Annotated in this window: 18 protein-coding genes; 16 read left to right on the forward strand and 2 right to left on the reverse strand. The window is 70.2% G+C overall.

Annotated features, from left to right (window positions below; genetic code table 11):
- Positions 1-20: 20 nt before the first annotated feature.
- The 10 genes from EDF23_RS12725 (at position 21) to EDF23_RS12770 (ending at position 14,819) form a co-directional block, all read left to right on the forward strand.
- Complete coding sequence (locus EDF23_RS12725; RefSeq protein WP_131921833.1) at positions 21-1,106, forward strand: LacI family DNA-binding transcriptional regulator; 1,086 nt, start codon at positions 21-23, stop codon at positions 1,104-1,106.
- Positions 1,107-1,488: 382 nt separating this feature from the next.
- Positions 1,489-2,838 carry an ABC transporter substrate-binding protein gene (locus tag EDF23_RS12730; protein ID WP_131845794.1) on the forward strand — a complete coding sequence of 450 codons (1,350 nt, stop codon included), beginning with the start codon at positions 1,489-1,491 and terminating at the stop codon, positions 2,836-2,838.
- 85 nt (positions 2,839-2,923) lie between these two features.
- Positions 2,924-3,778, forward strand: a complete 855-nt coding sequence (locus EDF23_RS12735) for a sugar ABC transporter permease (protein WP_111084495.1) — start codon at positions 2,924-2,926, stop codon at positions 3,776-3,778.
- A gap of 89 nt (positions 3,779-3,867) precedes the next feature.
- Positions 3,868-4,671: a carbohydrate ABC transporter permease gene (locus EDF23_RS12740; RefSeq protein WP_243648916.1), complete on the forward strand. Its 804-nt coding sequence runs from the start codon at positions 3,868-3,870 to the stop codon at positions 4,669-4,671.
- Positions 4,672-4,791: 120 nt separating this feature from the next.
- Positions 4,792-7,098 carry an alpha-L-rhamnosidase gene (locus EDF23_RS12745; RefSeq protein WP_131921834.1) on the forward strand — a complete coding sequence of 769 codons (2,307 nt, stop codon included), beginning with the start codon at positions 4,792-4,794 and terminating at the stop codon, positions 7,096-7,098.
- 334 nt (positions 7,099-7,432) lie between these two features.
- Positions 7,433-8,605, forward strand: coding sequence for an L-rhamnose isomerase (rhaI, locus tag EDF23_RS12750; protein WP_131921835.1), 1,173 nt, complete (start codon positions 7,433-7,435; stop codon positions 8,603-8,605).
- A 28-nt stretch (positions 8,606-8,633) separates the two neighbouring features.
- Positions 8,634-10,709 (forward strand): bifunctional aldolase/short-chain dehydrogenase, encoded by a 2,076-nt coding sequence (locus EDF23_RS12755; RefSeq protein WP_243648911.1) that lies wholly within the window; start codon positions 8,634-8,636, stop codon positions 10,707-10,709.
- Positions 10,710-10,760: 51 nt separating this feature from the next.
- Positions 10,761-12,239 (forward strand): rhamnulokinase family protein, encoded by a 1,479-nt coding sequence (locus tag EDF23_RS12760; RefSeq protein WP_131921837.1) that lies wholly within the window; start codon positions 10,761-10,763, stop codon positions 12,237-12,239.
- Between the two features lie 128 nt (positions 12,240-12,367).
- Complete coding sequence (locus EDF23_RS12765) at positions 12,368-13,561, forward strand: alpha-hydroxy acid oxidase (RefSeq protein WP_123672509.1); 1,194 nt, start codon at positions 12,368-12,370, stop codon at positions 13,559-13,561.
- 274 nt (positions 13,562-13,835) lie between these two features.
- A complete protein-coding gene (locus EDF23_RS12770; protein WP_207895495.1) occupies positions 13,836-14,819 on the forward strand; it encodes a glycoside hydrolase family 16 protein in 984 nt (327 codons plus the stop codon).
- Positions 14,820-14,904: 85 nt separating this feature from the next.
- On the opposite strand, the gene EDF23_RS12775 is transcribed toward EDF23_RS12770, so the two are convergent.
- Positions 14,905-15,426, reverse strand: a complete 522-nt coding sequence (locus EDF23_RS12775) for a hypothetical protein (protein ID WP_131921838.1) — start codon at positions 15,424-15,426, stop codon at positions 14,905-14,907.
- A 113-nt stretch (positions 15,427-15,539) separates the two neighbouring features.
- Here EDF23_RS12775 and EDF23_RS12780 point away from each other — a divergent pair, with 113 nt between their 5' ends.
- Positions 15,540-16,370, forward strand: coding sequence for a siderophore-interacting protein (locus tag EDF23_RS12780; RefSeq protein WP_207895496.1), 831 nt, complete (start codon positions 15,540-15,542; stop codon positions 16,368-16,370).
- Positions 16,371-16,514: 144 nt separating this feature from the next.
- Positions 16,515-17,249: a CoA pyrophosphatase gene (locus tag EDF23_RS12785; RefSeq protein ID WP_243648912.1), complete on the forward strand. Its 735-nt coding sequence runs from the start codon at positions 16,515-16,517 to the stop codon at positions 17,247-17,249.
- Here EDF23_RS12785 and EDF23_RS12790 read toward each other — a convergent pair.
- Positions 17,155-18,411: an ROK family protein gene (locus tag EDF23_RS12790; protein ID WP_131921839.1), complete on the reverse strand. Its 1,257-nt coding sequence runs from the start codon at positions 18,409-18,411 to the stop codon at positions 17,155-17,157. The two genes, EDF23_RS12785 and EDF23_RS12790, sit on opposite strands and share 95 nt — an antisense overlap.
- Positions 18,412-18,543: 132 nt before the next feature.
- Here EDF23_RS12790 and EDF23_RS12795 point away from each other — a divergent pair, with 132 nt between their 5' ends.
- The 4 genes from EDF23_RS12795 (at position 18,544) to EDF23_RS12810 (ending at position 23,454) form a co-directional block, all read left to right on the forward strand.
- Positions 18,544-19,842 carry an extracellular solute-binding protein gene (locus EDF23_RS12795; protein ID WP_131921840.1) on the forward strand — a complete coding sequence of 433 codons (1,299 nt, stop codon included), beginning with the start codon at positions 18,544-18,546 and terminating at the stop codon, positions 19,840-19,842.
- A gap of 11 nt (positions 19,843-19,853) precedes the next feature.
- Entirely contained in the window at positions 19,854-20,801 is a 948-nt protein-coding gene (locus EDF23_RS12800; RefSeq protein WP_111084432.1) for a sugar ABC transporter permease, read from the forward strand.
- A complete protein-coding gene (locus EDF23_RS12805) occupies positions 20,801-21,706 on the forward strand; it encodes a carbohydrate ABC transporter permease (RefSeq protein ID WP_123291961.1) in 906 nt (301 codons plus the stop codon). Before EDF23_RS12800 ends, EDF23_RS12805 begins: the two co-directional genes overlap by 1 nt.
- 86 nt (positions 21,707-21,792) lie before the next feature.
- Positions 21,793-23,454 carry a glycoside hydrolase family 13 protein gene (locus EDF23_RS12810; protein ID WP_131879595.1) on the forward strand — a complete coding sequence of 554 codons (1,662 nt, stop codon included), beginning with the start codon at positions 21,793-21,795 and terminating at the stop codon, positions 23,452-23,454.
- The last annotated feature ends 150 nt before the right edge of the window (positions 23,455-23,604 follow it).

A 23,604-nucleotide genomic window follows, 5' to 3' on the forward strand; every position in this document is an offset into this window, starting at 1 on the left:
CTGCGGCCTACGATCGGAGCATGGTGCATGTCCCCCGGCGCGACGGCCCGCCGAGCGTGCACCACGTCGCAGCTCGCGCCGGCGTCTCGCTGGCGACGGTCTCGAACGTCCTGAACCATCCCGAGCGGGTCGCCGAGTCCACGGCCGCACGCGTGCACGACGCGATCGCCGAACTCGGGTACACGCCGAACCGCAACGCCCGGGCACTGGTGTCCGGCAGCACCCGGGCGATCGGTCTCGTGGTCGCCTCGCTCCGCAACTCGCTGTTCACGGACGTGGTGAGCGGTGCGCACACGACCGCCCGCGAACGCCGGCGCACCCTGCTCGTCGCCAGCAGCGAGAACGACCTCGAGGCGCAGGGCGAACACCTCGCGTTCCTCGAGAGCACCCGGGTGTCCGGCATCCTGCTGGCCTCGATGACGGAGTCCCGCGCACAGGTCGAGGCGGCGAAGCAGCACGGCCTGCCCGTCGTCTACGTCAACTACGAACCGACCGAGGTGGACGCCTGCTCGGTGGTCGTCGACAACGAGCAGGCCGGGTACGTCGCCGCACAGCACCTCATCGAGCAGGGCTGCCGACGCATCGGCTTCGTGAGTGCCCGGCCCGACCTGCAGCCGGTGGCCCGTCGCCGCGCGGGGCTCCTCCGCGCGATCGCGGAACACGCCGGAGTCGAACTCGTCGACGTCGACGCCGGTGACATCGACCCGCCCGGCGGCACCGACGCCGGCGCGCGGATCGCCGCGATGCCGGTCGCCGAACGGCCCGACGGCGTCCTGGGCGTCACCGACCTGCTCGCCATGGCGGTCGTCTCCGAGCTCCGAGCCGCCGGCATCCGCGTGCCGGAGGACATCCCGGTGTCGGGGTGCGACCACAACTCGGTGGCGTGGGGTGGCGCGGTGCCGTTGACCTCGGTCACCATGCACGGCGAGGAGATGGGCGCGACGGCGGTGGCCCTGCTGCTCGAGGAGCTCTCCGACCCGATGCACGTCCACCGCACCGTGGTGCTCGGCAGCGAGCTCGTGCCCCGCGAGAGCACGCTCGGCCGCGCCGGTGCAGCGGCCGCGCGGGCCACGGCGCCGAGCGACCCGCGCCGCACCGAGGCCTGAGCGCGCGAAAGCGACAGTCCTGCGGCACGGGACGCCGTCTGGTCCGGCAAAGCGACAGATCCACGCGAACAGTTCGCGGCACACTGTCGCTTTCGCGGGTGGGGTGGGGTGGGGCGGGGCGGGGCGGGCGAGGCAGGGCGGGCGAAGCAGGGCGGGCGAAGCAGGGCGGGCGAAGCAGGGCGGGTGGGGCAACGCGGACCGCGCGCACCAGGCATGCGCGTTCCCGTAACGAAATCGGCACAGCGATTGACACGCTTCAATCCACGTGGTTCCATCCTGATTGAAACGTTCTAAACAGCAGCAACCGGAGCCCACGACGACGCGGGGTCCGGGTCCGTTTCACCCGGGGTACCCCGCCCCGGGCCTTACGAGGAGGTAAGGAATGTCAGCTCGTTCCCTGACCACGAGGACGCTCACCAAGCGCGCCGTCGTCAAACGGCTCGTCGCCATCGGCGGCGCCACGGTCCTGATCGGCGGGCTCGCGGCGTGTTCGTCCGGCGGTTCCGCCGACGAAGGCGGCGGCAAGGTGCAGATCACCTACCAGGCCGACAACTCACCCGCGACCGCAGCCACCGCGAAGCCGCTCATCGAGGCGTTCGAGAAGGCCAACCCCGACATCACGGTCAAGTTCGACACCCGCCCGCAGGGCACCGACGGCGACAACCTGGTGAAGACCCAGCTGTCGACCGGCGAGATGGCCGACGTCTTCAACTACAACTCCGGTTCGCTCATGCAGGCCCTCAACCCGGACAACACCCTGGTGGACCTGTCCGACGAGAGCTGGACGAAGGACGTCGACGAGCAGTTCACCAAGGTCGTCAGCACCGACAAGGGCGTCTACGGCGCTCCCTTCGGCACGAGCTTCGGCGGCGGCGTCATGTACAACAAGAAGGTCTACGCCGACCTCGGACTCAGCGTCCCCACCACGTGGGACGAGTTCATCAGCAACAGCGAGAAGATCAAGGACGCCGGCAAGGTCGCCCCGATCATCCAGACGTACGGCGACACCTGGACCAGCCAGCTGTTCGTGCTCGGCGACTTCGCCAACATCACGGCGCAGGACAAGGACTGGGCGGACAACTACACCGCGAACAAGGAGTCCTACGCCAAGGACCCCGCACTCGCCGGCTTCGACCACCTCGCCGAGGGCAAGGACAAGGACCTCTACAACGAGGACTACGCCTCGGCCACGCAGGCGAACGGCCTGAAGATGCTCGCCGACGGCACCGGGGCGCAGTACCCGATGCTGACGAACGCGATCTCGACCCTGCAGCAGGACAGCCCCGACGCGGTCGCGGACATCGGAGCGTTCGCGCTGCCGGCCGAGGACGCCGACGACACGAACCTGACCATCTGGGAGCCGAACGGCCTGTACATCCCGAAGACCACCGAAGGTGACGAGCTCGCCGCCGCGAAGAAGTTCATCGCCTTCGCGAACTCGGCCGACGGCTGCAAGGTGCAGAACGACACCGGAACCCCCGGTGGCCCGTACGTCATCTCGACCTGCTCGCTGCCGGACGACGTGCCCCCGATGATCGACGACCTGCAGAAGTACCTGGACGACGGCAAGGCGAGCCCGGCGCTCGAGTTCCTGTCCCCGATCAAGGGCCCGAACCTCGAGAAGATCTGCGTGCAGGTCGGCTCCGGCATCACCAACGCGGCCAAGGGTGCTGACCAGTACGACGACGACGTCGTCCAGCAGGCCCAGCAGCTCGGCATCAAGGGCTGGTGACACGGTGACCGCGACACTCACGACGGCACTCGAGCCGGCGACGACCCGAGCGGGTTCCGGCGGGACCGGTCCCGCGCGCAAGCGGATGCGCTCGTTCTACCCCGCGTGGTTCTTCATCCCCGCGATCGCGCTGTACGTCGTGTTCTTCGCGGTCCCCACCTTCGCCGGGTTCTACTTCTCCCTCACCCGCTGGACGCTGTTCGACCAGACCTTCATCGGTTTCGACAACTTCGTCCGGTTCTTCCAGGACCCGCAGCTCGTCTCCGGGTTCGTGCACACGTTCCAGTACGGCTTCGTGACGAGCGCGGCGAAGGTGGTCATCGGACTCGCCCTCGCCCTGCTCCTCACGTCGCCCGTGCTGGGGCGCGGCTACCTGCGGGCGGTCGTGTTCTTCCCGGTGCTCGTGTCGACGATCGGCATCGGCATCACGTTCAAGGCGCTGATGGACCCGTTCCACGGGATCATCAACGGCGTCCTCGGCTCGGTCGGCCTCCCCACTCCGGGGTGGCTGACCGACCCGGCACTCGCCCTGTGGAGCGTCGCCGCGGTGGACGTCTGGAAGGGCGTCGGCATCGCGACGCTCATCTTCATCGCCGGCATCGTGGCGATCCCGCAGGAGTACTTCGAGGCCGCACGGGTCGACGGCGCGAGCGCGTGGTCGATCTTCCGGAACATCACCCTGCCGCTGTCGCGTCCCGCGATGGGCACCGTCATCATCCTGTCGTTGATCGGCGGGCTGCGGTCCTTCGACCTCATCTGGGCGATGACCGGCGGTGGGCCAGGGTTCACCAGTGACGTCATCGCGAGCGTCATCTACAAGCAGTACCAGGCCGGGTTCTACGGCCTGTCGACCGCCGGCAACGTGGTCCTGTTCGTGGTCGTCACGGCGATCATGGTCCCGATCTCGTGGCTCCTCAACCGCAAGGAGGCGGACCTGTGACCGCCGTCACCAGCCCCCGCCGGACCGCCGGCCGTGCGCCGACGCCGGCGAGCCGGAACCGCCACCCGGGCCGGACCCGCCGGTGGGTCATCGGCTCGATCGCCATCGTCGTCAGCTTCGTGGTGTTCCTGGTGCCGTTCGTCTTCGTCCTGCTGCAGGCCATGAAGAACCCGGCCGAGGCGAACCAGCTCGGCTTCAGCCTGCCGACCGAGTGGCAGCTCTGGCAGAACCTGCAGGCCGTGTTCGGATCCGGTGACGGCGTGATCGTCCGCGCGTTCCTGAACAGTGCGGTCCTGACCGTGGGCAGCGTGATCGTGATGGTCGTGTTCTCCGCGATGGTCGGGTACGTGCTGCAGCGTCGTCCGAGCAAGTGGAACGGCGTGATCAACTTCTTCGTCCTGGCGGGCCTCATCGTCCCGCCCGCGATCGTCCCGACGATCTGGGTGCTGCAGGGGCTCAACCTGTTCAAGACCATGGGCGGGATGATCCTCATCGAGGCGACCTTCGGCCTGTCGTTCTGCATCCTGCTCTTCCGGGCGTTCGTGGCGACGATCCCGAAGGAGCTCGACGAGGCAGCCGTCCTCGACGGCGCCGGACCGATCCGTCTGTTCTTCGGCGTCGTGCTGCCGCTGCTCAAGCCGGTCATCATCACGGTCGTGCTCGTGCAGTCCGTCACGGTGTTCAACGACTTCACGAACCCGCTGTACTTCCTGCCGGGGTCCGAGAACGCCACGGTGCAGCAGACGCTCTACTCGTTCCAGAGCCAGTCGGTCAGCCAGCTCAACCTGCTGTTCACCGACGTCCTGCTCATCACGATCCCGCCGCTGATCCTGTACATCTTCTTCAACCGCCAGATCGTCGCCGGCATGACCAGCGGCGCAGTCAAGGGCTGACGCCCGACCCCGGCCTGGAGGCGCGACCCGCCTCCGCCGCACCGCCCACCCGGGCGGGCGGCCGGGCCCCGGACCCCCGCACCGGTCGACGACGACCGGTCGCGTGAAAGGACACACCAAATGACCGCCTGGACAGCACCGTTCATCACGAGCGACGCCGACCTCGGGAGCGCACCGATCCTGCGCCGTGAGTTCACCCTCGACGACGGCCACGGCGCGGTCACGAGCGCGACCCTCGACGTCAGCGCCCTCGGCGTCGTCGAGGCGTGGCTCGGTGGCGAACGCGTCTCCGACCACCTGCTCGAACCGGGGTGGACGAGCTACGAGTGGCGCATCCGCGTCGTCTCGCACGACGTCACGGCGCACCTGACCGAGACGGCCGCGGGCAGTGCCGCCGTGCTGGCACTCGTGCTCGGCAAGGGCTGGGCCGCCGGTCGGCTCGCCTGGGGTGGTGGCGGCGGCTGGTACGCCGACGAGCCCGCCGGGTTCGCCGAGCTCCGCATCACCTTCGCCGACGGCCACGAACAGCTCGTCGCCACCGACACGGACTGGCAGGCCCTGTCCAGCGCGATCACCGCCGATCAGCTGTACGACGGTGAGGACATCGACGCCCGGCTCCGCGACGGCTCCTTCCTGACGCCCGGCGAGGTCACCACACCGAGCGTCGACGGCCACGAGGGACGCACCAGCGCCGTGCGCACCGTCGACATCGGCGAGCGCGAACTCGTCGCCGACACCGTGCCGCCGGTCCGACCCCTCGCCGAGATCGCCCCCGTCGAGGTCTGGACGAGCCCGTCCGGCGCGACGCTGATCGACTTCGGGGTCAACCTGGTGGGCTGGCTCCGCGTGGTCGCCTCTGGGCCCGCGGGCACGGTGCTGACCCTGAAGCACGCCGAGGTGCTCGAACACGACGAGCTCGGCACCCGCCCGCTGCGCACCGCGAAGGCGACGGACCACTTCACCCTGAGCGGCAGCGAGGACCACTTCGAGCCCCGCTTCACCTTCCACGGCTTCCGGTACGCCCAGGTCGACGGCTGGACCGGCACGCTCGACGAACTCCGCGCGGCCGTCACCGCGGTGCAGGTCGGCTCCGACCTGACCCGGACGGGCACGTTCGAGTCCAGCCACGAGCTGCTCAACACGTTCCACGACAACGTCATCCGGGGCATGCAGGGCAACTTCCTGAGCGTCCCGACCGACTGCCCGCAGCGTGACGAGCGCCTCGGCTGGACGGGCGACATCGCAGCGTTCGCGCCGACGGCGTCCTACCTGTTCGACACCCGCGCGTTCCTGGGCGACTGGCTCCGCGACGTGTGGCTCGAGCAGCAGCACGCCGACGGTGTCATCCCGTTCGTGGTGCCGGACGTGCTCAAGTACTCCCCCGCCGAGGACTTCGGTACCCCCGACGCCACCGCCATCTGGTCGGACGCCGGCGTCTGGGTGCCGTGGACCCTGTACCAGGCGTACGGCGACACCGCGGTGCTCGAGGAGCAGCTCGACTCGATGACGGCGCACCTCCGCCGCATCAAGGGCCACCTGTCACCCGAGGGCCTGTGGGACACCGTCTTCCAGTTCGGCGACTGGCTCGACCCGGACGCCCCGCCGGAGGACGCCGCCAAGGCGAAGGCCGACCCGGGCGTCGTCGCGACGGCGTGCGCGTACCGCAGCGCGACCCTGGTGGCGCAGGCGGCGCGGTTGACGGGCCACGAGGCGGAGGCGACGGAAGCCGAGGAGCTCGCCACGGGCCTCCAGGCCGCGTTCCGTCAGCACTACGTGACCGACGGCCGCATCCGGAGCGACTGCACCACCGTCTACGCGCTCGCGATCGTGTTCGGCATCCTCGACGAGGACGACGAGCGCCGTGCGGGCGACCGCCTGGCGGAGCTGGCCGAGCAGTCCGGGTACCGGATCTCGACGGGCTTCGCGGGTACGCCGTTCATCACCGACGCGCTGACGCAGACCGGACACCTCGACGACGCGTACCGGCTGCTGCTGCAGACGGAGTGCCCGTCGTGGCTGTACCCGGTGACGATGGGTGCGACGACGGTCTGGGAGCGTTGGGACTCGATGCTGCCGGACGGCACCATCAACCCGGGTGAGATGACCTCGTTCAACCACTACGCACTCGGTGCCGTGGCGGACTGGATGCACCGGGTGGTGGGCGGTCTGTCGGCGCTCGAACCGGGGTACGCCTCCGTGCTCATCGCACCGCAGCCGGGCGGTGGCCTGACGTGGGCGTCGACGTCGCTCGACTCCGTGCACGGGCACATCGCGGTGCGGTGGGAGCTCGTCGACGGCGAGCTGCTCGTCCGTGCACAGGTGCCGGAGGGCGTCACCGCAGTGGTGCGCTTACCGGGTGCTGCGGAGCAGCGGCTCGGCGCCGGGTCGCACGAGCTGCGCGCGCCGGCTGCTGTGCCGGCGGCGTAGCGCGGGGAGCGGACGGTGGGCTGGTCACGGTGGGTGCGCGGGACGCCTGACGGCGCTCACCCGGCGTCGCGCCCCCGGGCGGTCTTCGCGCCCCGACTCTTCGGGGCGCGAAGACCGCAACGGGGCGCGCAGCCCGCGCCCGTCCCGCGCCCCGTGCGCGCATCGCGCCCGCGCCCGTCCCGCGTCGCGCCCCCGTGCGGTCATCGCGCCCCGACTCTCCGGGGCGCGAAGACCGCAACGGGGTGCGCGACGCAACACACCCCACACGGTTGCGGCAGCCCGCCGCGACCCGTACTGTATGAAACGATTCAATCGCACACGAGGAAGTGACACGATGACATCGACCCCGACCTTCACCGGCATCGCCGACCAGCTCGCACGACAGCAGATCGAGCTGCCCAGCTGGGCCTTCGGCAACTCCGGCACCCGCTTCAAGGTGTTCAGCACGCCCGGCACCCCGCGCGACCCGTACGAGAAGATCTCCGACGCCGCCCAGGTGCACAAGTACACGGGCCTCGCACCGACCGTGGCACTGCACATCCCGTGGGACCTCGTCGACGACTTCAGCGACCTCAAGCGGCACGCCGAAGAGCACGGGGTGTCGCTCGGCACCGTGAACTCGAACACGTTCCAGGACGACGACTACAAGTTCGGCGCCCTGACCCACGTCGACGAGTCGATCCGGCAGAAGGCGATCGACCACCACCTGCGCTGCATCGACGTGATGGACGCCACCGGCAGCCGCGACCTGAAGATCTGGCTCGCCGAGGGCTCGAACTACCCCGGGCAGGAGGACATGCGCTCCCGCCAGGACCGCCTGCACGAGTCGCTCAGCACGATCTACGACCGCCTCGGTGCCGACCAGCGCCTGGTGCTCGAGTACAAGTTCTTCGAGCCGTCGTTCTACCACACCGACGTGCCGGACTGGGGCACGAGCTACGTGCAGACGGCCGCGCTCGGCGACAAGGCGATGGTCTGCCTCGACACCGGCCACCACGCCCCCGGCACGAACATCGAGTTCATCGTGATGCAGCTCCTGCGCCTCGGCAAGCTCGGCAGCTTCGACTTCAACTCGCGGTTCTACGCCGACGACGACCTGATCGTGGGCGCAGCGGACCCGTTCCAGCTGTTCCGCATCCTGGTCGAGGTCATCCGCGGCGGCGGCTACGACAACCACGACGTCGCGTTCATGCTCGACCAGTGCCACAACATCGAGGACAAGATCCCCGGTCAGATCCGCTCCGTGCTCAACGTGCAGGAGATGACGGCCCGGGCACTGCTCCTCGATCGCGTGGCCCTGACCGCAGCGCAGGAGGCCCACGACGTCCTCGGCGCGAACGAGGTCTTCATGGACGCGTACCAGACCGACGTCCGGGCGGACCTCGCCGCGTGGCGAGAATCCCGCGGTCTGCCGGCGAACCCGATGCGCGCGTACCTGGACTCCGGGTACCAGCAGTCGATCGCCGAGGACCGCGTCGGCGGCGTCCAGGCCGGTTGGGGCGCGTAGACACATGGCACACACACTGGAGGCTCGGGTGGACCCCGCAACGCACGGCACCGACGCAGACACCACGATCAGTGCGCTCATCGCGCGTTCGAACGCGCTCGGCTCGGATCCGCGGATCACGAACTACGCCGGTGGGAACACCTCGGCGAAGGGCACTGACACCGACCCGGTCACGGGCGAGCCGGTGGAGCTGCTCTGGGTGAAGGGCTCCGGGGGCGACCTCGGCACCCTCACCCCGGCCGGCCTCGCGGTCCTGCGCGTCGACCGCGTCCGTGCCCTCCAGGACATGTACGCATCAGACACAGGCCCGGGGGTGGAGCGCGAGGACGAGATGGTCGCCGCGTTCGACTACACGCTGCACGGCAAGGGCGGTGCCGCCCCGTCCATCGACACGGCGATGCACGCCCTGGTCGACGCCGCGCACGTCGACCACCTGCACCCGGACGCCGGCATCGCCATCGCGACGGCGGCGGACGGACCGGCCCTGACGTCGACGATCTTCGGCGACACGGTGGTGTGGGTGCCGTGGCGCCGGCCCGGGTTCCAGCTCGGGCTCGACATCGCCGCGATCAAGCGGGACAACCCGCAGGCGATCGGCACGATCCTCGGCGGCCACGGGATCACGGCCTGGGGTTCCTCGTCCGGAGAAGCCGAAGCGAACTCGCGCTGGATCATCGACACCGCCGAGCAGTACATCACGGAGCACGGGAAGGCCGACCCGTTCGGCGAGACCCGAGCAGGGTTCGAGGCGCTGCCGACCGAGGCGCGAAGGCAGCGCGCCGCCGCCCTCGCACCGACGATCCGCGGCATCGCCGGGCACGACAAGCCGGTGGTGGGTCACTTCACCGACAGTGACGTCGTGCTGGACTTCCTGGCGTCGTCGCGCGCCGAGGAGCTCGCCGCGCTCGGCACGAGCTGCCCGGACCACTTCCTGCGCACCAAGATCAAGCCCCTCATCCTCGACCTGCCGACCACCGCGGGCGTCGACGAGCAGACCGCCCGCCTGCACGAACTCCACGAGCAGTACCGCGCGGACTACCAGGCCTACTACGACCGCCACGCGAACCCGGACTCCCCCGCGATCCGCGGTGCCGACCCGCTCATCGTGCTGGTGCCCGGCGTCGGGATGTTCTCGTACGGCAAGGACGCCCAGACCGCCCGCGTCGCCGGGGAGTTCTACGTCAACGCGATCAACGTCATGCGCGGCGCCGAGTCGCTGAGCACCTACGCCCCCATCGACGAGGCCGAGAAGTTCCGCATCGAGTACTGGGCCCTCGAAGAGGCGAAGCTGCAGCGGATGCAGGCCCCCAAGAAGCTCGCCACCCGCATCGCCCTGGTCACCGGAGCCGCGAGCGGCATCGGCAAGGCGATCGCGAAGCGCCTGGCCGCCGAGGGCGCCGCGGTCGTCATCGCCGACCTCGACCTGGCGAAGGCGCAAGACGCTGCGGCCGAGATCGGGAACACCGACCAGGCCATCGGCGTCGCGGCGAACGTGACCTCGGCAGCGGACATCGAGCAGGCGATCCAGCAGACCCTCCTGCACTTCGGCGGCCTCGACCTCGTCGTGAACAACGCCGGACTCTCCCTCAGCAAGAGCCTGCTCGAGACCACCGAACAGGACTGGGACCTGCAGCACGACGTCATGGCGAAGGGGTCGTTCCTGGTGTCCAAGGCGGCGGCGAATGTCCTCATCGAGCAGGGCCTCGGCGGCGACATCGTCTACATCTCGTCGAAGAACTCGGTGTTCGCCGGCCCGAACAACATCGCGTACTCGGCGACGAAGGCCGACCAGGCGCACCAGGTCCGGTTGTTGGCGGCGGAGCTCGGCGAGCACGGCGTCCGCGTCAACGGGATCAACCCCGACGGCGTCGTCCGTGGCTCGGGGATCTTCGCGAGCGGCTGGGGAGCGAACCGCGCGAAGACCTACGGCATCGAGGAGCAGGACCTCGGCGCGTTCTACGCCCAGCGCACCATCCTCAAGCGCGAGGTCGTGCCGGAGAACGTCGCGAACGCCGTCTACGCCATCTGCACCGACGACTTCTCCCACACGACCGGTTTGCACGTGCCCGTCGACGCGGGTGTCGCCGCCGCGTTCCTGCGCTGATGAACGACAAGCTGATGCACGACAAGCTGATGTCCGACAAGAGGTAAGAGCATGTCCACCAGCGGCACCGTCGCCGCCGTCGACCTCGGGGCCACCAGCGGCCGCGTGATCCTCGGGCACGTCGACACCGACGGCGTCCGGATGGAGCACGTCGCCCGGTTCCCGAACGGCCCCGTGACCCTGCACGAGCACGACCGCGAGGCCCTGCACTGGGACGTCGTCGAGCTCCACCGACAGGTGACCGACGGCCTCCGTCAGGCGTTCGCCACGCACCCGGCGATCGTGAGCATCGGCATCGACTCGTGGGCGGTGGACTACGGCCTGCTGCGCGACGGTCGGCTGCTCGGGCTGCCGTACCACTACCGCGACGAGCGGCACGAGGGCGGCGTCGACCGCGTGCACCGACGGATGGACGCGGCCGAGCTGTACGCCCGGAACGGTCTGCAGCACCTGCCCTTCAACACGGTGTTCCAGTTCGCTGCCGACCCGTCGCTGCAGCTCGCGCAGCGGGCGCTGCTCGTCCCCGACCTGCTCGGCTACTGGCTCACCGGTGTCGAGGCGGCCGAGCGCACGAACGCGTCGACGACCGGGGTCCTGAACGCGACGACCCGCGGGTGGGACCCGGCGTTGCGGGCTGCTGCGGGCCTCCCGGCCGGCCTCCTGCCCACCCTGCGTGACCCGGGCGACCGACTCGGGCCGCTGCTGCCGTCCGTCGCCGACGCCGTCGGCGGGCAGGCACCCGTCACGCTCGTCGGCTCGCACGACACGGCCTCCGCCGTCGTCGCGGTCCCCGCGACCGAACCGGACTTCGCGTACATCTCGTCGGGCACCTGGTCGCTCGTCGGCGTCGAGCTCGACGCACCCGTCCTGTCGGACGCGGCGCGCGACGCGAACTGCACCAACGAGGGCGGGGTCGACGGCCGTGTCCGGTTCCTGAAGAACGTGTCCGGACTGTGGTTGTTGTCCGAGAGCGTCCGCACCTGGGAACGTGACGGCGCGCGCATCGACCTGGAGGCCCTGCTCGCCTCCGCAGCGGCCGTCACGGCCCCGGTCCCCGTCTTCGACCCCGCCGACGAGTCGTTCACGGCGCCCGGCGACATGCCCGCGCGCATCGCCGCCTGGTGCGGCGACCACGGGCTGAGCGCGCCCGCGTCGCGGGCCGAGTTCGTGCGCTCGATCCTCGAGTCGCTGGCCGCCGCGTACGCGGAGACACTTGCGACGATCAGCACCATCACGGGCAAAGACGTCCGACAGGTGCACATCGTCGGCGGCGGATCGCAGAACCGGCTGCTCTGCCAGCTGACGGCCGACCGCACCGGGCTGCCCGTCCTGGCCGGGCCCGTCGAGGCGACGGCACTCGGCAACATCCTGGTGCAGGCGCGGGCAGCCGGACTCGGCGGCCTGCGCGGCGCCTCGCTCGAGGCCCTGCGCGCAACGATCGCCCGCACCGTCGAGCCCGTCCGGTACACCCCGGGTTCCTCCGACGCTTCCCTCCGCCAATCCACCTCGAGACGTAGGATGTCTGTATGACCTCGACCGACGACCAGCACCGCGTCGACCCCGCCACGGGCGCACCGGCAGCCACCCCGGGCACACCGTCGGCCCGGCGGACCCCGATCAAGCGGCAGCTGCCGACCGTGCGTGACCTCGCACCGCTCATGCAGTTCAAGAAGCCTTCGCTGCCCGGTCGGCGTCAGCGCCTCGAACAGGCCCTGACGATCTGGGACCTGCGCGACATCGCCGCCCGCCGCACACCGAAGGCCGCGTTCGACTACACCGAAGGCGCCGCCGAGGCCGAGATCTCGCTCGCGCGCGCCCGCCAGGCGTTCGAGGACATCGAGTTCACACCCGCGATCCTGCGCGACGTGTCGTCCGTGGACACCTCGCGCTCGGTGCTGGGTGCGCCGGTCGCGTACCCGTTCGGCATCGCCCCCACCGGGTTCACGCGCATGATGCAGACCGAGGGCGAACGTGCCGGTGCCCGGGCAGCCGGACGCGCGGGCATCCCGTTCTCGCTCTCCACCATGGGCACCACGGCCATCGAGGACGTCCGCGACGCCAACCCGAACGGCCGCAACTGGTTCCAGCTGTACATGTGGAAGGACCGCGAGAAGTCGATGGCGCTGGTCTCCCGCGCCGAGAAGGCCGGGTTCGACACACTGCTCGTCACCGTGGACGTGCCCGTCGCCGGCGCGCGACTGCGGGACAAGCGCAACGGCTTCTCGATCCCGCCGCAGCTCAGCGCGCGGACCGTGCTGAACGCCATCCCGCGGCCGTGGTGGTGGTTCGACTTCCTGACCACCGAGCCGCTGGCCTTCGCGTCGCTCGACCGGTGGTCCGGCACCGTCGGGGAGCTCCTCGACCACATGTTCGACCCCACCGTCACCTACGAGGACCTCGCGTGGATCCGCGACCAGTGGAAGGGCAAGGTCGTCGTGAAGGGCGTGCAGTCCCTGGCCGATGCGCGTCGCCTGGCGGACATGGGCGTCGACGGGATCACGCTGTCGAACCACGGCGGACGCCAGCTCGACCGGGCACCCGTGCCGTTCCACCTGCTGCCCTCCGTGGTGAAGGAGGTCGGCATGGACACCGAGGTGCACCTCGACACCGGCATCATGTCCGGCGCGGACATCGTCGCCGCCGTGGCGCTCGGTGCGAAGTTCACCATGGTCGGTCGGGCGTACCTGTACGGGCTGATGGCGGGCGGCGAGGCCGGTGTCGACCGGATGATCCAGATCCTGTCGGAGCAGATCGAGCGCACGATGCGGCTGCTCGGGGTCACGTCGCTCGACGAGCTCGAGCCCGGTCACGTGACGCAGCTGCAGCGCTTGCAGCCGGTGCCGCGCGGCTGAGGCGGCGGGCGCGGGCTGCCCGCCGTTCACCGCGCGTTCGGGTGCCGATTCGGGCGATTACCCCCGAACGGGGCACAAATGATGCAAGATGTCCGTGGACGCGTCACCGAATCCCTCGGCATCCTGCCCCCTGGCGCGCCGTCCCCTCCCCGCATCCTGCGCCCGAGCACCCCGAGGAGCCCGACATCTCGACCCGAAGCACGTGCACGCCCATGCGCGGCACGACCCCCGCGACCACCACGCCCACCACCCCCGCCACCGAACGGCACACCCGATGAGCCGCCGTCGCGCGATCCTTGCGGCAGCGACCGCCGGTTGCCTGGCACTCGGAGTCCCCACCGCCTCGGCAGCCTCCGCTGACAGCTGGTGGGGCTGGGGCGGACACCGCCACGGGCAGCACGCCCCGGTGACCCCCACGCCCACCCCCTCGGACACTGCGACCCCGGCCCCGTCAGACGACGAGGAGTCGGACGCGACGCCGACGGAGACGCCCGCGCCGACCGCCGAGGCCGCGCCGATCGAGGACACCACCCCGACCGCGGAACCCGAGGCGGCAGCGCCCACCGACGATGCCGAAGCCGCGGAGTCGGACGCCGACGACGTGGCCGAACCGCAGAACGAAGTCGCCGACACCTCCGCTGCGCCGGCCGCCTCGTTCGTCGAGGACTTCACCACCGACGCCGTCACCGGCCTCGTCTCGCGGCTCTACCCGCAGTCGTGGCAGCCCTACCCCGACGGCACCTCCGGCATCTACGCGCCGAGCAAGACCGTCTCGGTGCACGACGGCGTGATGGACGTCGCCCTCGGCACCGGAGCGGGCGCGGCCGGCACGTTCGGCTCCTCCGCCGGAGCCTGGGACCACGTCGGCGGCTCGTTCTCCGTCCGCGCCAAGGCAACCGGTGGCGACGGCAACGGCGCGGCGTTCATGCTGTGGCCGACGTCGGGCACCTGGTCCGACGGCGAGATCGACTTCCCCGAGGGCAACTTCGAGGACAGCCCCTCGGCCTTCCACCACTCGATGACCCCGGGCAAGGAAGCCGACCGCGTCCAGATCGGCACCGGCGTCTCGTGGCGCGACTGGCACACCTACACGGTGGACTGGGTGCCCGGACAGTCGGTCACCTACAGCGTCGACGGCAAGGTCCTCGACACGATCACCCACGACGTCCCGACGACGCCGCACCGCTTCATGTTCCAGGTCGGCAACTGGGGCGACCAGGGCAACCTGCTCATCGACTGGGTCTCCACCACGGAGTGAGCGTTCGGCCCACAGAGTGAGCAGAAGACGTCGGGTCCCCACCAGGGACCCGACGTCTTCTGCTCACTGGATCAGGCTCGCGACGTCAGCGCACGGTCCAGGTTCCGCGCAGGGTGGCCAGCAGGTGGTCGATGTTCCGCAGTGCCCGTCGGGTCTCCCAGACGGAGTACACGCACATCCCCACGAACAGCACCAGGATCGCCCACCAGAACGGACTGACCGTCAGAGCTGCCCAGACTGAGAAGGCCGCGAAGACGACGACCATGATCGGGACGATGACCCGGTTGTTCCGGTACCGCTTGCGGGTCGACTCGAGCTCGCGGGTCCACACGACGTGGTCGACGTCGTCCGGCAGGTCTCCGGAGCGCACCGCTCGCTGGATCGCGGCAGCACCCTCGGTGCCACCCGCGCGGCGGCGACGGTAGGCGATGAGGAAGCCGAAGAACACCGTCATCAAGACGGCGTAGAAGAGCGATCCGATCGCGCGGGCGGCCAGACCGGCACCGTCGGGGTTCGAAGCCAGACCGATGGCGAAGTACAGTCCGCCGACCAGCACGAACAGGATGGGCAGCAGCGCCGGCAGCGGCAGCCTTCGGAAGCGATCCACGGTGTCTCCTCATCGAATGTTCGAGTGGTCCTCGGTTCCTCCACCATGCCGACGGCTCCCGGGAGTCGACTGAACCTTCCCGCTCGAGTATTAGTTAGGTTAGCCTTACCTACATGGCACGGACGAACATGCAGGCGACCCGCACGAAGCCGGAACGCGTCGAGCTCCTCACCCTGCACGTCGTGCGGACCGAACGGATCTCGCCGTCCTTCATCCGCGTGGTGTTCGGCGGCGACGACCTGAGCCGATTCACCCACATGGGCTACGACCAGTGGTTCCGTCTGTTCCTGCCGGTGGACGGCGGTGACCTCGCGCGGGCCCCGCAGAAGCTCGACACGGTGAGCTACCTGAAGTTCCTGACGGTGGCGAAGGCGAGCCGACCGATCCTCCGCAGCTACACCGTGCGGAGCCTCCGCCGACTGCACCAGGGCGACGAGCTCGACGTCGACTTCGTGGTGCACGGCAGTGGCGACGACCACGCACCGACCGGGCCGACCGCGGCTGGGTGGGCACTCGGCGCACAGCCCGGCGACGTGGCCGGGCTCATCGACGAGGGCATCGGCTTCGACCGGGACGCCCTCGGTCGTCCGATCGTGATCGTCGCGGACGAGAGCGCCCTGCCCGCTGCAGCCGGGATCCTCGAGTCGCTCCCCCGTTCGACCAAGGGCACCGCGATCCTCGAGGTCCCGACGGACGCCGACGTGCGGACCATCGATGCCCCGACCGGCATCGACGTGACGTGGATCACCCGCGAACCCGGTCGACGTCCCGGAGCCGCGGCGCTCGACGCGGTCACCCGATCGTCGGTGAGCCCCGACCACGCTGCCTGGGTCGCCGGCGAGCAGTCCCTCGCCGGCGGAGCGCGACGCCACTGGGTCGGCGCGGGCATCCCGAAGGAGCGGATCGCCTTCACCGGGTACTGGCGCGCGGGCCGGTCCGGCTGACTGCGTTCGGGCACCTCCGGCGACTTCGTGAGCAGGAATGGTCGAGTGCCGATTCCCGACCCGACCATTTCTGCTCACGAAGCACGGCGCGGACGCACGAAGCACGGCGCACGGCCACCAGCGCCGCACGCCTAGGGTGGGCGGGTGATGGGCGACGAGGGGCGAGCACGGGCGGCACTCGCGACCGTCGCAGCGAACGGGTGGGCGGATGCCGGGCCCGTGGCGGGCGAACTCACCGGTTCGGCCAGCCCGCGGCACGCCGCCGTCCTGATGCTCTTCGGCACGCTCGACCGCACCCCCAGCGACCGCCCGGCCGTCGCCGCCGACGTCCCACGCGACCTCGACGTCCTGCTGCTCGCGCGTGCCACGACCCTGCGCGCCCACCCGGGCGAGGTCGCGTTCCCCGGCGGACGGATCGACCCGGGCGATGCCGACGCCGTCGCCGCAGCCCTCCGCGAAGCGCGTGAGGAGACCGGGCTCGACCCGACGGGCGTCGAGGTCCTCGGCACGCTGCCCGCGGTGCCGCTGGCGTTCTCGAACCACCTGGTGCGCCCGGTGCTGGGGTGGTGGCGCGAGCCGTCCCCGATCCGGGTCGTCGACGAGCGCGAGTCGGCCGCGGTGTTCCGGGTCCCCGTGGCGGACCTGCTCGACCCGGCGAACCGCGGGGTCACGGTGATCCGACGCGGTGGTCAGGAGTGGCGCGGGCCGGGCTTCACCGTCGATGCGGAGCACGGCGACCACGACGACGACGGCGACCACCACGACGACCACCTGGTGTGGGGGTTCACCGCGATGCTGCTGGATGCGCTGTTCGACCGGCTCGGGTGGACCGAGGACTGGGATCGGGAGCGGGAACTGCCGCTCGATCGTCGACACTGATCCGGTCGGCACCGCCCAGCGGGAACGACAGCGGGTCGGCACGGACCGCGTCCACCGCGTGGGCGACTGCCCCGATGACGACGACGTCACCGCCGAGCGTCGACGCCACCAGGTCGGGCACGGGGTCGAAGTGCCAGCCGTCGAGCAGGGCACGAGCCCGGTCGATGACGGCGACCGCCGGCTGGGCGATCGCACCGGCGACGACCACGCGGTCGATGTCGAGCAGGCTGGCGAGCAGGACGCAGACGCGGGCCAGTCGGTCGCCGAGGCGGTCGACGATCGCCAGCGCCACGGTGTCGCCGTCCTGCGCCGCGCGGAACACGGCGGAGGCACCGGCGTCCACCGCGAGCGGACTGCCCGGCCGGACCTCGCCCGCGGCGACGGCCTCGGCGACCAGCGTCCGCGCCGTCGCGCCGATGCCGTCCGACGACCCGACCCCCTGGACGATGTCGAGCACGCGCATCTCCCCCGCGCCGCCGTGGGCACCGCGGAGCAGCACACCGTCGACCACGAGGCCGCTGCCGAACCGCTCGCCGGAGAGCAGTGCGGCGAACGAGGCGTCCCCCGAGGACGGCCGCTCGGCGAGCGCGGCGAGGTTCGCGTCGTTCTCGACGACGACGCGGCCGTGCGGGACGGCGCCGGCGAAGCCCGGGTTCATCCGGTCCCAGAAGCCGCCGTCGCCCGGCGATGCCCCGCCGGTGTCGACCGGCGCGGGGATGCCGACGACGGTGACCAGAACGCGGGAGCGGTCGGCTCCGGCGGCGGCGAGCGCGTCGTCCACGGTGTCGGCGAGGACTGCGAGCCGGACGGGAACCTCGAGTCCCGACTCACCGAGTGCCCCTTCGGCGCGACCGAGCACGGTGCCGCGCAGGTCGGCGACGATGGCGGTGACCCGGTGCTGTCCGGCGTCCACCCCGACGACGACCCCGGCGGCGGTGTCGAGTTCGTAGCGCCGGGCGGGCCGACCGATCCGGTACTCCCCGGCGGCACGGGCGTCGTCGAGCTCGTGGAGCCAGCCGAGCCGGACGAGTTCCTCGCACGCGGCCAGCACGGTCGAGCGGGTCAGGCCGGTGGCGTCGATGGCCTCGGTCGCGGTGAAGGCGCCAGCGTCGAAGGCGTGCGCGAGCAGTGTCTCGGCGCTCGTTCGACGGGGTGGCGGCATGCCGTGACCTTATCGCGCAACGAGTTCCTTGCGTAATTAGATTTTGTCGCTAGATTTAGTCTCGCGGTCGGCATCGGAGCCGATCGCAGGACGGAACGGCAGGGCTGCCGGGTCCGGACGGACGGAGACGACGTGCAACCACACGCCACGACCAGGACGGCGGCATCGGTGAGCCGACGCTCGTTCCTGCTCGGAGCCGGCGGCATCGGAGCGGGCCTCGCGCTCGCCGGGTGCGCCCCGATCGGGTCCTCGAGCGCCAAGCCGGAGACCATCACGTTCTACGTCTCGAAGCCCGAGGTCATCGGGTACTTCGACGGCGTCATCGCGCAGTTCCACGACAGCCAGTCGAAGGTGCGGGTCGTCCGTGACTCGACCTCGAGCATGTCCGCGAACTTCGTCCGGAACCGGCCGCCGGACCTCGGCTGCTGGAACTACAACTTCTCGGTCGTGCCGTTCGTCGAGCACGGAGCCCTGACGGACCTCTCCGACCTGTCGCAGGCCGACACGATCAACCCGGACCTGTGGCCGCTCATGCAGCAGACCGCCGACTACCCGGGTCGCAAGAGCGCCCTGCCGTACTCGGTGACCGCCGCCTCGGTGATCTACAACAAGGCACTGTTCGCCGAGCAGGGGCTCGAGGTGCCGACGACGTGGAGCGAGTTCGCCGATCTCTGCAAGCGGCTGCAGCAGGCCGGCATCGCCCCGATCTACGGGACGTTCAAGGACAACTGGACGATCGCGCAGGGCATGTTCGACTACACGGTCGGCGGTGCGATCGACACCCCGAAGACGTTCGACGCACTGCGACGCGAGGGCACGAGCGTCGGCAAGGACTCGTCGGTGTCGTTCGAGAAGGACCTCCGGACGCCGATGGAACGCATGACCCAGCTGCGCGCATGGCACCAGGACGGTGCCGCCAGCCGCGGGTACGGCGACGGCAACCTCGCGTTCGCACAGGGCAAGGCCGCGATGTACCTGCAGGGGCCGTGGGCGCTCGGCGAGATCGCCAAGACGAACAAGGACATGGACCTCGGCACCTTCCCGCTGCCCGTCACCGACGACGCCGCGGACAACAAGGTGCGGGTGAACGTCGACCTGGCGCTCTGGATCCCCGAGGCGTCCCGGAAGCAGGAGGCCGCCCGCGAGTTCCTGACGTTCCTGATGCAGTCGAAGGTCAACGACAAGTACAACGCCGACAACAACGGCTTCGGTGTCCGCAAGGACGCTCCCCCGGCGTCGAACCCGGCGCTGACCGGCATGCAGTCGTACTACGACGACGCCGCCTTCTACCTCGGTGCGTCGCAGCTCATCCCCGCCGAGATCCCGGTCGCGAACTACGCGCAGTCGATCGCCTTCGGCGGCGACCCGCAGCGCCAGCTCCGCACCCTCGACGCCGACTGGGCGCGTCTCGCGCTCCGCACGGCCGCGTAAGGAGACGTCCCATGGCAACCACCACCACCGAAGCCATCACGACGGCGGACCGCCGCCGACGTGGCGGAGCCGCCCCGGGCCTCCAGTCCGTCACCCACAAGCGGAAGCGGATCGAACCGCTCTTCCTCGCCTTCCTGCTCCCCACCCTGCTGCTCTTCACGCTCGCCATCACGCTGCCGGCCGTGATGGGCATCGTGCTCAGCTTCACGAACTCCGTCGGCTTCGGTGAGTTCCGCTTCATCGGGCTCACGAACTACGTCGCGGTGTTCTCCGACCCCGCGATCCTGCAGGCGTACCTGTTCACCCTCGGGTTCTCGCTCGTCACCGTGATCGTCGTCAACGCGGTCGCGTTCCTGCTCGCCATCGCGCTGACGTCGAAGATCCGCGGCAAGATCGCCCTCCGCGCGGTGTTCGTGCTGCCGATGGTGATCTCGGGCATCGTCATCGCGTACGTGTTCTCGTTCCTGTTCGCGAACAGCCTGCCGGCCCTGGCCAGTGCGATCGGCTTCGGTCCGCTCGAGCAGAGCATCCTGGCGAACCCCGACCTGGCGTGGGTCGCCATCGTGATCGTCACCGCGTGGCAGGCGATCCCGTCGACGCTCCTCATCTACATCGCCGGGGTGCTGTCCATCCCCGGCGAGGTCTACGAGGCAGCTGCCCTCGACGGCGCGAGCGCGTGGCGGCAGCTGATCTCGATCACCGCACCGCTGACGGCCGGCTACATCCTGATCAACCTCGTGATCGGGTTCAAGAACTTCCTGAACTCGTACGACATCATCGTCGGCCTGACCGACGGTGGCCCCGGCACCTCGACCACGAGCGTCGCGATGTCGATCTTCAAGGGCTTCAACGGCGGCGACTACGCCTACCAGATGGCCAACGCCACGATCTTCTTCATCATCGCGGTCGTCATCGCCGTGATCCAGCTGCGGGCGACCCGCGGGAAGGCAGCGCTCTGATGACCATCCAGACACCCCTCCGTCCGGGGACGACGAAGACGGGCAGCATCAGATCGGTCGACGCCGACCGGACCGCCGGCCGCCGCGGCGGCAACGCCAACTGGCCCGTCACCGTCGTCCTCGTGCTCTGCGCGCTCTCGATCCTGGTGCCGCTCTACGTCACCCTGACGATGGCGTTCAAGACGACCGGCCAGGCCGTCGACGGCAACGCGTTCTCGCTGCCGGCTCCGTTCAGCGTCGACGGCTTCGTGCAGGCGTGGGAGCTCACCGACTTCCCGCGGGCGTTCGGTGTCTCGGTGCTCGTCGCCGCGATCACCGTCGTCGGCACGATCCTGCTCGCGTCGTTCACCGCGTTCGCGATCGCCCGGAACTGGGACCGTCGGCTGTTCCGCTGGTCGTTCTTCTACCTGCTCGCCGCCATGTTCCTGCCGTTCCCGGTGCTCGCGCTGTCGCAGGTGAAGCTCACCGGCCTCGCGCACCTGGACAACCCGTTCGGCGTCGCGCTGCTGCACGTCATGTTCCAGCTGTCGTTCAGCGTGCTGCTCTTCACCGCGTTCCTGCGGTCGATCCCGGCCGAGCTCGAGGAGAGCGCCCGCATCGACGGCGCGAGCACCGGTCAGGTGTTCTGGCGGCTCGTGTTCCCGCTGCTGGCACCGATGAGCGCCACCGTCGGCATCTTCGCGTTCCTGGCGTCGTGGAACGACTTCGTGATGCCGTCGCTGATCACCTCGGACCCGGCGTTGCAGACCCTGCCGGTGCTGCAGCAGATGTTCCAGACCCAGTTCAGCAACAACTACAACGTGTCGTTCGCCTCGTACCTGATGGCGATGGCCCCGGCGATCATCGTCTACCTCGTCACGCAGCGATGGGTGATGGCCGGTGTGACCCAGGGCGCCATCAAGTGAGCACGACGACCGACCCGGCCGGCACGACCGAACCGACCGACACCACCACGAACCCCACGAACCCCACGAACCACGAAAGGCCCGTCGTGACCGACACCCTCGCCCAGCCCGCCACCACCAGCGCCGACGAGACCTGGTGGCGCCAGGCGAGCGTCTACCAGATCTACCCCCGCTCCTTCGCGGACGCGAACGGCGACGGCATCGGCGACCTGCCCGGCATCACCGAGCGCGTGCCGTACCTGGCGTCGCTCGGTGTCGAGGCCGTCTGGCTCAGCCCGTTCTACCCGTCCGCCCTCGCCGACGGCGGCTACGACGTCGACGACTACCGCGACGTCGACCCGAAGCTCGGCACGCTCGACGACTTCGACCGGATGGTCGAGGCGCTGCACGCCGCCGGCATCCGGGTGATCGTCGACGTGGTGCCGAACCACACGAGCGACCGGCACGAGTGGTTCCGCGAGGCGCTCGCCGCGCCGAAGGGCTCCCCCGCCCGCGACCGGTACGTCTTCCGCGACGGCACCGGGCCGTCCGGCGAACAGGCTCCGGCCGACTGGATCTCGATCTTCGGCGGCCCGGCCTGGACCGCGGTCGGCGACGGCCAGTGGTACCTGCACTCCTTCGCCAAGGAGCAGCCCGACCTGAACTGGGCGAACCGCGAGGTCCGCGACGACTTCCTGCACACCCTGCGCTTCTGGTCGGACCGCGGCGTCGACGGCTTCCGCATCGACGTCGCCCACGGGCTCGCGAAGGACCTGCCCTCCGGCGCCCTGCCGACCTGGGCGGAGCTCGCCGAGATCCCGAAGGACGGCTCGCACCCGCTGTGGGACCGCGACGACGTGCACGAGATCTACGCCGAGTGGCGGACCGTGTTCAACGAGTACACCCCGGCGCGCACTGCGGTCGCCGAGGCCTGGGTCGCCGCCGACCGCCGCGCCCGGTACGCCAGCGCCGACGGTCTGGGGCAGGCGTTCAACTTCGACCTGCTCGAGGCCGACTTCGACGCCGGTTCGTTCAAGGAGATCATCGAGTTCAACCTCGGCCTGGCCGAGCAGTCCGGCTCGTCGACCACGTGGGTGTTCTCGAACCACGACGTCGTCCGGCACGCCACCCGCTACGCGCTGCCTGCGCGGAACGGCTCCCCCGACAAGCAGGGCGGCAAGTGGCTGCTCGCCGGTGGGTCGCAGGACGCGCTGGACCGCTCGCTCGGGCTGCGCCGCGCGCAGGCGGCGACCCTGCTCGAGCTCGCACTGCCCGGCTCCGCCTACCTGTACCAGGGCGAGGAGCTCGGTCTGCACGAGGTCGGCGACATCCCCGACGCCGACCGCCAGGACCCCGCGTTCTTCCGCAACCCGGGCGTCGACGTCGGCCGCGACGGCTGCCGTGTCCCGATCCCGTGGACCCGGTCCGGCCCGTCGTTCGGCTTCGGCTCCGGCTCCGCGCACCTGCCGCAGCCGGCGTGGTTCGCGGACGCCAGCGTCGAGGCCGAGGACACCGACCCCGACTCGACCCTGAGCCTGTACCGGAAGGCCCTCGGGCTGCGCGGCCAGCTGCAGTCCGAGGAGCACCTGGAGTGGCTCGAGACCGGCCGCGACGACGTGCTCGCGTTCCGACGCCCGAACGGCTGGACGAGCGTGACGGTGTTCGGTGACGAGCCCTACGAACTCCCCGCCGGCGAGCTGCTGCTCGCCTCGGCACCGGTGGCAGACGGTGCTCTCACGGGCGTGGGGACGGCCTGGTTGCGTTCCTGACGCAGGGTGCGCGTCGTGGACGCGACCAGGTGACGGACGGGAGGCACGGTGCAGGCAGTGGACTGGTCCCCGGTTCTTGGACTGATTAGTCGGTTCGAGATCCGGGGATGGTTCGTGTGGGTGGTACCGCGTCGTCGTTGACGAGTGCGC

Origin of the sequence: Curtobacterium sp. PhB128 (assembly GCF_004340725.1) — a bacterium.
In the GTDB taxonomy this organism is placed as follows: domain Bacteria; phylum Actinomycetota; class Actinomycetes; order Actinomycetales; family Microbacteriaceae; genus Curtobacterium.